We start from the raw sequence: 7,281 nt of genomic DNA, 5'->3' as shown, positions 1-7,281 counted from the left end.
TCGGTGATAAACCGACGGCCGCCGCTGAAGTGGTTGATGGTGAGACGGCAGTTGTTGGTGCAGCCCTTGCATTTGGTCATGGTGGTAGAATACTCCAGGGCCTCGATCTCATCGATGGGAAGCATGGTGGTGCCTTCGCAGTCTATGTAACGCTCCCGGGCGATGAGAGCCGCGCCGAATGCCCCCATGATCCCGGCGATATCCGGGCGGATGGCGTGGCAGTTGGCGATCTTCTCAAAGCTTCGCAGCACCGCGTTGTTGTAGAAGGTTCCCCCCTGGACTACGATGTGCTGGCCAAGCTCTGTGGCATCGGACACCTTGATCACCTTGAACAGGGCGTTCTTGATGACAGAGTAGGCAAGGCCGGCGGAGATGTCCGCCACGGATGCGCCCTCTTTCTGCGCCTGTTTTACCTTGGAATTCATGAATACGGTACAGCGGGTGCCAAGGTCGATGGGGTTGCCGGCAAACAGGGCTTCATGGGCGAAGTCCTCCACGGAATAATTCAGGGACTTGGCGAAGGTCTCAATGAAGGAGCCGCACCCGGAGGAGCAGGCTTCGTTGAGCTGAACGCTGTCTACCGTCTGATTCTTGATCTTGATGCATTTCATATCCTGGCCGCCGATGTCCAGGATGCAGTCTACATCCGGCTCAAAGAAGGAAGCGGCGTAGTAGTGGGCTACAGTCTCAACCTCTCCTTCATCCAGAAGAAGGGCGGCCTTGATCAGCGCTTCTCCGTATCCGGTGGAGCAGGAGTGGACGATCTCCACCCCTTCGGGAAGCTTGCTGTAAATGTCTTTGATGGCGGCGATGGTGGTGCCCAGAGGATCTCCTTCGTTATTGTGGTAGAAGGAGTAGAGAAGAGTTCCGTCTTCTCCCACCAGGGCGGCCTTGGTGGTGGTGGATCCGGCGTCGATGCCAAGGAAAGCCTTCCCCTGATAGGAGGCAAGATCCTTGACCGGAACCTGGTGCCGGTCGTGGCGTTCCTTGAACTCCTGATAATCCGCCTCGCTGGCGAAGAGGGGCTCCATACGGTCCACCTCGAAGTCCATCTTGATCCGTCCCTCCAGACGCTGCTGCATCTCCTGGAGCGCCACATCCAGATCCCGCTCAGAATTCAGGGCGCTTCCGATGGCCGCGAAGAGGTGGGAGTGGTTGGGCGCGATGGTGTGCTCGTCGTCCAGCTTCAGGGTGCGCACAAAGGCCTCCCGGAGCTCAGACAGGAAATGAAGAGGTCCCCCCAGGAACGCCACATGGCCCCGGATAGGCTTGCCGCAGGCCAGACCGCTGATGGTCTGATTGACTACCGCCTGGAAGATGGAGGCGGCCAGGTCTTCCTTGGACGCACCTTCATTGATCAGGGGCTGGATATCGGATTTGGCGAACACGCCGCAGCGGGCGGCGATGGAGTAGAGCGCCTTGTAATTCTTGGCATACTCGTTAAGACCAGAGGCGTCCGTCTGGAGAAGGGAAGCCATCTGGTCGATGAAGGAACCGGTACCGCCGGCGCACACGCCGTTCATCCGCTGTTCCACATTGCCGCCTTCAAAGTAGATGATCTTGGCGTCCTCGCCGCCAAGTTCGATGGCCACATCAGTCTGAGGGGCGTAATCCTGCAGGGCGGTGGATACGGCGATCACTTCCTGGACAAAAGGAACGCCCAGGTGCTTGGCCAGGGTCAGTCCTCCGGAACCAGTGATCACCGGAGAGACGTGGATGGCGCCTAATTTATAGATGGCCCGGCCAAGAAGGTCGGACAGGGTCTCCTGGATATTGGCGAAATGCCGTTCATAGTCGGAGAACACCACTTCATTGTCCATGTCCAGGATGGCGATCTTGACCGTGGTGGAACCGATATCAATACCCAGTGTATACTGCTCTTTCTGACTCATATTGAAAACTCCTCACATAGTAAATCTATGAATTTCTTCTTATTAAATGTGTGTCCCGTTTTTGCAACACGTAACATTATACGACAAAATATTTGAAATGACAATTCGCAAAATCTAAAGAAACCATAAAGAGACGCTAAGAATCTGCTAAGAAAACGCAACAGACCGGGAAACCGGCGCGGCAGAACCGATTGACAAACACCCACCGAGACGGTAGAATGACTACAGTGCTATCATGAAAAAACGGAGTGAAACGAACATGAACTGGTTAGATAAATTAGAACGTAAATTTGGCAGATATGCCATCCACAATCTGATGTATTACATCATCGTGCTCTATGTCGCGGGGCTGGTGCTCCAGCTGTTCGTGCCGGAGTTCTATTATCAGTATCTGTGCCTGGATGTGCCGGCGATCCTTAGGGGGCAGGTGTGGCGTGTGGTGACCTTTATCATCCAGCCGCCCCAGACCAGCTATCTTTTCATGGTTTTTGCCCTTTATCTCTATTACATGCTGGGAAAATCCCTGGAACAGACATGGGGGGCCTTCCGATTTAACCTGTACTTTTTCGCGGGGATGCTGTTCCATGTGATCGCAGCCTTTGCCGCATATTTTATCACCGGATTTTCCTTCCCGCTGGGAACCTGGTATCTGAATATGTCGCTTTTCTTCGCCTTTGCGGCAATCTATCCGGATATGCAGTTCTATCTGTTCTTCGCCATTCCGATCAAGGCCAAATGGCTGGGCTGGCTGGACGGAATCTATTTCCTCTACACCATCGTCCAGGCTTTCCTGCCGGCTTACGGAGGAGGACCACTTGGATTCTTCTACCGGTCCAATGCCATCGGAGCCGCGGTTTCCATCCTGAACTTTGTGATCTTCTTCCTGGGGAGCAGGCACAGCAGGGGATATTCCCCGAAGCAGGCGCGGCGCAAGCGGGAATTCCAGAAGAAGGTAAGAGCATCCCGTCCGGTGAATCACTATCCCGGCGGAGCCAGACACCGCTGCGCGGTGTGCGGAAGGACGGAGCTGGACGACCCAAATCTGGAATTCCGGTACTGTTCCAAGTGTAACGGGAATTACGAATACTGTCAGGATCATCTGTTTACCCATACACATGTCAAATAGGAAATGAGGAGGAAGAGACATTGAAGAAAACAAAGATCGTATGTACCATGGGACCACGGAGCGACGATGAGGCGATCATGCGCGCCCTGGTGAGAGAAGGCATGGACGTGGCAAGATTTAACTTCTCCCACGGCACCCATGAGGAGCAGAAAGGCCGCATGGATATGCTGAAAAGGATCCGGGAGGAAGAGAAGAAGCCTATCGCCATCCTTCTGGATACCAAAGGACCGGAGATCCGTACCGGTGTGCTGAAAGACGGGAAGAAAGTAATGCTGGAGACAGGAAGTGAATTCATCCTGACTACCAGAGAGACAGAAGGAGACGAGAAGAAGGTCTCCATCACCTATGACGGCCTGGTGGAGGACGTTCAGGTGGGCACCATCATCCTGGTGGACGACGGCCTGATCGGACTGGAAGTGAAGGCAAAGCGGCAGGATGAGATCGTCTGCCGGGTGGTCAACGGCGGAGAGCTGGGAGAGCGCAAAGGCGTGAACGTGCCCAATGTTCCGGTGCGGCTGCCGGCCATCACGGAGAAGGACCGGGAGGACTTAAGATTCGGCGTGGAGCAGGGCATCGATTTCATCGCGGCCTCTTTCGTCCGCAATGCGGAATGTATCCTGGAGATCCGGGCCTTCCTGAAGGAATGCGAGGCGCCTTATATCCCCATCATCGCCAAGATCGAGAACGCGGAAGGGATCAAGAATATTGACGAGATCATCCGCTGCGCGGACGGCATCATGGTTGCCCGGGGAGACCTGGGCGTGGAGATCCCGGCGGAGGAAGTTCCCTATCTGCAGAAGATGATCATCCAGCGGTGCAATGACAACTATAAACCGGTGATCACCGCCACCCAGATGCTGGATTCCATGATCCGCAATCCCCGTCCCACCCGTGCGGAGGTGACAGATGTGGCCAACGCGGTGTACGACGGAACAGACGCGGTGATGCTGTCCGGTGAGACAGCCCAGGGCAAGTATCCGGTAGAAGCGCTGCAGATGATGGTGCACATTGTAGAGAATACAGAGAAGCATCTGGATTACGACCTGATCCTGAAGCAGGCGGAAGAGCATCGGATGAAGAGCGTATCCAGCGCCCTGGCCCATGCCACTGTGACCACGGCCGGCAATCTGGGGGCAAAATGTATCATCGCGCCCTCCATGTCCGGAGCTACATCCAGAGTGGTGTCCAAATTCAAACCCAAGACGGAGATCATCGGCGTCAGCCCCAATGAGCGGACCCTGCGCAGGATGCAGATGTACTGGGGCGTGCGGCCGCTGAAATCCATTCAGGTATATACCACCGAAGATATCTGCAACAGCGCCATTGAGCTGATCTGCGCCAAACAGCTGGCGGAGACCGGAGACGTGGTGGTGCTGACGGCAGGGATCCCGTCGCCCCATGTGGCAGGCGCGGGAACTGGTTTCAGTAATATGATGCGGATTGCGGTAGTGGAGTAATGAATTTTGGGTGAAAGGTTGACAGAACCGGAGAACTCATTTATAGTGTTTCTGTAGAGAACTACTAAAAGAGCACGAAAGAGGAGTAAGACATGGAAAACAATGTGTTTACAGAACGTCTGACAGAGTTCGGGCTTACCCGCCAGGAAGCCTGTATCTATGAGTGTCTTCTTATGGAAGGGAAGACGACGGGATATGAGGTGGCGAAGAAGATCGGAATTTCCCGGTCCAACGCCTATGCATCCCTTGCCAGTATGACGGAGAAGGGGGCGGCCTATCTGGTGGAAGAAGGAAGCACAAGGAAATATGTGCCGGTTCCTCTGGATGAGTTCTGCCGCAACAGCATCCGGGGACTGGAGGGGGCAGCCAAATGGCTGATCCAGCATAAGCCGGAAGGAAAATCCCATGTGGAAGGATATATCACCATCGAGGGAGCGGACCACATCCTGAACAAGATGAAGAATCTCCTCATCACCGCGGAAGACCGGGTTTACATTTCCTGCACCAGGAATTACCTGCTTCTTCTTGTAGAGGAGCTGGATCATCTGATCGCCACAAGAAAGAAGCTGGTGATCGTTACGGATCAGCCGGTCAGCCTTAAGAATGCCCGGGTCTATGTGGGTGAACCGCGGGGAAGAGAGATCGGGATCATAGCAGATTCCCGGTACGCCCTGATCGGAGAATATGGGGAGGGCAGTATGAACACCTGTCTGTATTCCGGCCAGAAGAACTTTGTGAACCTCTATAAGCGTGCTCTGGCAAATGAGATAAAATTAACAGCAATACAGGAGGCAGACAGACGATCATGAACAAAAGACCATTTGTGACGAAAGCACAGTTAGAAGAAATCGTGAAAGAGTATCCCACTCCTTTTCACCTTTATGATGAAAAAGGCATCCGCAGGAACATGGAGGCCTTGAGGGAGGCATTTTCCTGGAATCCCGGATATAAAGAGTATTTTGCGGTGAAGGCTACGCCCAATCCGTTTCTCATCAATATTTTAAGAGAGTACGGCTGCGGCTGCGACTGTTCTTCCTATACAGAGCTTATGCTCTCCAAGACCATCGGGGCGGTGGGAGAAGATATCATGTTCTCCTCCAACGATACGCCGGCGGAAGAATTCGTTTATGCCAATGATCTGGGGGCTATCATCAACCTGGATGACATCACCCATATCGATTTCCTGGAGAAAGCCATCGGGAAGATCCCGGAGACCATCAGCTGCCGGTTCAATCCGGGCGGGGTGTTCAAGGTCAGCAACGATATCATGGACAACCCGGGGGACGCCAAGTACGGAATGACCAGGGAACAGCTTACCCAGGCCTTTAAGATCCTGAAGGAAAAAGGCGCGAAGGAGTTCGGGATCCATGCATTCCTGGCAAGCAATACGGTAACCAACGACTATTATCCCATGCTGTCCAGGATCCTGTTTGAGATCGCAGTAGAGCTTCAGCAGGAGACCGGGTGTCATATCAAGTTCATCAATCTCTCCGGAGGGGTAGGGATCCCCTACCGGCCGGAGCAGGAGCCCAATGACATCCGCGCCATCGGCGAAGGAGTGCGGAAGGTTTATGAAGAGGTCCTGGTCCCGGCGGGAATGGGAGATGTAGCCCTGTATACGGAGCTGGGACGGTTTATGACCGGACCTTATGGGTGTCTGGTGACCCGGGCGATCCATGAAAAGCATACTTACAAGGAATATATCGGTGTGGACGCCAGCGCGGTGAACCTGATCCGTCCGGCCATGTACGGCGCCTACCATCATATTTCTGTGGTGGGGAAGGAGGATCTTCCCTGCGACCACAAGTATGATGTGACTGGTTCGCTGTGCGAGAACAATGACAAGTTCGCCATCGACCGGATGCTTCCGGAGATCGAAGTGGGCGACCTTCTGGTGATCCACGATACCGGGGCCCATGGATTTTCCATGGGGTACAATTATAATGGAAAGCTGAAGTCCGCTGAGGTGCTGCTCAAAGAAGACGGGACTACTCAGCTGATCCGCAGGGCGGAGACGCCGGCGGACTATTTTGCCACCTTCGATTGTTTTGAGATCGGGCAGAAGCTTCTGAAGGAGTGTAAGTAAGTTATTTAGTTGCTTTGTAAATGCTTTGTAAAGATGAGGAGGGAAGAGCAATGAAGAAAATGAAGAGTCTGGTCCTTATCCTTGTGCTGGCGCTTTCCGCCTGGACGCTTACCGGCTGCGGCGGGATGTCGGAGGATGAGGCCAAAGAATACGCCCAGGCTGTGCTGGACGCCAGCTACAAGGGAGAATTTGACTCCTACATGGAACTGACAGACTCCACGGAAGAGGAAGCCAGAGAGATGTATGAAGGAAATATGGACGCTACCATGGCCGCAGTAGGCTTCGAGGAGATGGGGGCCTCCCAGGAGCTGCAGGAGGATTACCGGCAGCTTTTCCAGGACATGGCGAAGCTGGCCAAATATTCCCTGGGAGAGGTGACTGAGATCGAGGACGGATTCAAGATCCAGGTGACGGTGGAGCCTTTTGTGGGACTGGACGGCCTGGAGACAGAACTGACGGATTCGCTTATGGCACAGCTTTCCGAAGCGGGAGAGATCCCAGGCGACGAGGAGCTTAACCAGATGACCATGGAGACCATGTACGACCTTATGCAGGACAGGCTGGAAGAGCCGGAGTACGGGGAAGCGGAAAGCATGACCATCCGGGTGACGGCGGATGCCGACAATGTGTACTCGATCCCGGAGGAAGACACCACAGCTCTTGACAACGCCTTGTTCCCCATGTAAAAAGTGGTTGTAATCCAGAATACTTTGTGATACA

The 7,281-nt window shown here is 54.1% G+C and carries 6 protein-coding genes; 5 read left to right on the top strand and 1 reads right to left on the bottom strand.

Going from position 1 to position 7,281, the window contains the following annotated elements:
* On the bottom strand, positions 1–1,892 hold a 1,892-nt coding region (locus ACML7B_RS07130), incomplete at its 3' end, for an acyl-CoA dehydratase activase (RefSeq protein WP_418540205.1).
* 259 nt (positions 1,893–2,151) lie between these two features.
* On the opposite strand from ACML7B_RS07130, the gene ACML7B_RS07125 reads away from it, so the two are divergent.
* From ACML7B_RS07125 to ACML7B_RS07105, 5 genes are all read left to right on the top strand, one after another.
* Positions 2,152–3,018 (top strand): hypothetical protein, encoded by an 867-nt coding sequence (locus ACML7B_RS07125; RefSeq protein ID WP_346708285.1) that lies wholly within the window; start codon positions 2,152–2,154, stop codon positions 3,016–3,018.
* Positions 3,019–3,038: 20 nt separating this feature from the next.
* On the top strand, positions 3,039–4,475 hold the full coding sequence (gene pyk, locus ACML7B_RS07120; RefSeq protein ID WP_418540203.1) for a pyruvate kinase: 1,437 nt from the start codon (positions 3,039–3,041) through the stop codon (positions 4,473–4,475).
* A 92-nt stretch (positions 4,476–4,567) separates the two neighbouring features.
* The gene (locus tag ACML7B_RS07115; protein ID WP_346708287.1) at positions 4,568–5,284 is read left to right on the top strand and encodes a TrmB family transcriptional regulator; all 717 of its coding nucleotides are present in this window, start codon (positions 4,568–4,570) and stop codon (positions 5,282–5,284) included.
* Positions 5,281–6,561: a diaminopimelate decarboxylase gene (locus ACML7B_RS07110; protein ID WP_346708288.1), complete on the top strand. Its 1,281-nt coding sequence runs from the start codon at positions 5,281–5,283 to the stop codon at positions 6,559–6,561. Before ACML7B_RS07115 ends, ACML7B_RS07110 begins: the two co-directional genes overlap by 4 nt.
* A gap of 50 nt (positions 6,562–6,611) precedes the next feature.
* Complete coding sequence (locus ACML7B_RS07105; RefSeq protein ID WP_418540201.1) at positions 6,612–7,247, top strand: hypothetical protein; 636 nt, start codon at positions 6,612–6,614, stop codon at positions 7,245–7,247.
* Positions 7,248–7,281 lie beyond the last annotated feature (34 nt).

It is taken from the genome of Massilistercora timonensis, assembly GCF_048354975.1.
Classification (GTDB): Bacteria; Bacillota; Clostridia; order Lachnospirales; family Lachnospiraceae; genus Massilistercora; species Massilistercora timonensis.
This window is presented reverse-complemented; position numbering and strand designations above follow the sequence as displayed.